2 protein-coding genes are annotated in these 2,625 nt (G+C 49.9%); both read right to left on the bottom strand.

Going from position 1 to position 2,625, the window contains the following annotated elements; genetic code table 11:
- The coding region (gene acnD / locus B2X00_RS10435) for a Fe/S-dependent 2-methylisocitrate dehydratase AcnD (RefSeq protein WP_290487467.1) at positions 1–2,373 on the bottom strand (2,373 nt) is incomplete at its 3' end.
- A 12-nt stretch (positions 2,374–2,385) separates the two neighbouring features.
- A partial coding sequence (locus B2X00_RS10440) for a citrate/2-methylcitrate synthase (RefSeq protein WP_290487468.1) occupies positions 2,386–2,625 on the bottom strand: 240 nt, incomplete at its 5' end.

A 2,625-nucleotide genomic window follows, 5' to 3' on the forward strand; every position in this document is an offset into this window, starting at 1 on the left:
GCCCTCTTCAAACTGCAGCGGCAAGACGCCCATACCAATTAAGTTGGTACGGTGAATACGCTCGAAACCTTCTGCGACGATAGCTTCAACCCCAGCTAAGCGAACACCTTTAGCGGCCCAGTCGCGCGATGAACCTTGACCATAGTCAGCACCTGCCACGATGATCAATGGTTGCTTTTGAGTCATGTAGTGCTCAATCGCTTCCCACATGCGTACGGTTTTACCTTCAGGTTCAATCCGTGCCAACGAACCTTGAATCACATTGCCAGCATCATCCCGCACCATTTCATTAAACAGTTTCGGGTTGGCAAACGTTGCACGTTGAGCCGTTAAATGATCGCCACGGTGGGTCGCATAAGAGTTAAAGTCTTCTTCTGGCAAGCCCATTTTAGCGAGGTATTCACCCGCTGCGCTGTCAGCAAGAATCGCATTCGAAGGTGACAAATGATCCGTAGTGATGTTGTCGCCAAGTACCGCTAAAGGACGCATCCCTGTTAAGCTTGGCTTAGCGGCCAATGCACCTTCCCAGTACGGGGGCCGACGGATGTATGTCGACATTTCACGCCAATCATAGAGTGGGTTAATATCGTCACCGTAATCGACCGAAAGATTAAACATCGGATCGTACACTTTCCGGAACTGCTCAGGCTTAACGCTCGATTTAACGATAGCGTCAATTTCTTCATCACTTGGCCAGATGTCTTTTAACGTGACTGCGTTGCCGTCAGTGTCATAGCCCAACACGTCTTTCTCGATATCAAAGCGCATAGTGCCCGCAATCGCATAAGCAACAACCAATGGCGGTGATGCTAAGAACGCTTGTTTTGCATAAGGGTGAATCCGACCATCAAAGTTACGGTTACCCGATAGCACTGCTGTCGAGAATAAATCACGGTCGATAATTTCTTGTTGGATCTTAGGATCAAGTGCACCACTCATACCGTTACAGGTCGTGCATGCAAACGCCACGACACCAAAACCGAGTGTTTCCAGCTCTGGCAACAATTGCGCTTCTTCTAAGTACATCTTAACCGTCTTAGAGCCCGGTGCGAGTGAGCTTTTTACCCATGGCTTACGCGTTAAACCCAATTTATTGGCGTTACGCGCTATCAAGCCCGCCGCAATCATATTGCGTGGGTTACTGGTGTTTGTACAGCTCGTAATAGCTGCGATAATTACCGCGCCATCAGGCATTTTTCCATCTTCAGGTGACTCAATATGTTTCGCCACTCCCCGCTCAGTCAACTCGCCAGCGGGCAACAATGAATGAGGGTTTGACGGCCCCGCTAGGTTACGTTTTACTTGGCTTAAGTCAAACGTTAGAACACGCTCATATTCAGCGGTTTCAAGACTATCGCCCCATAACCCAGTCTCTTTGGCGTATTGTTCCACCAACTCAACCTGATCGTCATCACGTCCGGTTAATTTAAGATAATCAATGGTCTGCTCATCGATGTAGAACATCGCTGCCGTGGCACCGTATTCTGGCGTCATATTAGAGATGGTCGCCCGATCGCCGACAGTCAAGGCTTTAGCACCTTCACCATAAAATTCGAGGTAAGCACCGACCACACGTTCTTTACGCAGGAACTGAGTCAATGCGAGTACCAAATCGGTGCTGGTAATGCCTGGCTGTAACTTACCAGTCAATTCAACGCCCACGATATCGGGCAAGCGTAGATAAGATGCACGCCCAAGCATGACACTCTCAGCCTCAAGACCGCCCACACCTACCGAGATGACACCCAAGGCATCAACCATCGGCGTGTGGCTATCCGTGCCTACGCAGGTATCTACAAAGGCGACATTGTCACGCACTTGCACAACCGGTGACATCTTCTCCAAATTGATCTGGTGCATGATGCCGTTACCTGGAGGGATAACATCCACGTTTTTAAACGCAGTTTTAGTCCAGTTAATGAAGTGAAAGCGATCATCATTGCGACGGTCTTCAATCGCACGGTTCTTCTCGAACGCGTCCTTTTCAAAGCCTGCGTGCTCCACCGCGAGCGAGTGGTCAACAATCAACTGAGTGGGAACCACCGGGTTCACTTTTGCCGGATCACCACCTTTCTCAGCGATAGCATCACGCAACCCCGCTAAGTCGACCAACGCGGTCTGACCTAAGATATCATGGCAAACGACACGGGCTGGAAACCACGGAAAATCATGCTCACGTTTGCGGTAAATTAATTGCTCAAGTGACTGTTTAAGAAGCTCCGGTTCACAGCGGCGCACCAAGTTCTCGGCAAAGACACGACTTGAGTACGGTAGCTTGTCGTAGGCGCCCGCTTCAATATCTTCCACCGCGGCTCGAGCATCAAAGTACTCGAGCGTGGTGCCTGTTAACGGTTTACGATAATTCGAACTCATCCCACCACCTACTTATCGTTCGCTGATAGCGGGTACTGGACGCGCTTCTGGACCGGTGTAATCCGCCGAAGGACGAATGATACGGTTGTTTGCACGTTGTTCTTTCACGTGTGCCGTCCAACCCGTCACACGTGACATCACAAAGATAGGTGTGAACAGTTTTGTAGGAATGTTCATATAGTTGTATGCAGACGCGTGGAAAAAGTCCGCGTTCGGGAACAGCTTCTTCTCACGCCACATGACTTCTTCACA

Origin of the sequence: Idiomarina sp. UBA3162 (assembly GCF_002364475.1) — a bacterium.
Lineage (GTDB): Bacteria > Pseudomonadota > Gammaproteobacteria > Enterobacterales > Alteromonadaceae > Idiomarina.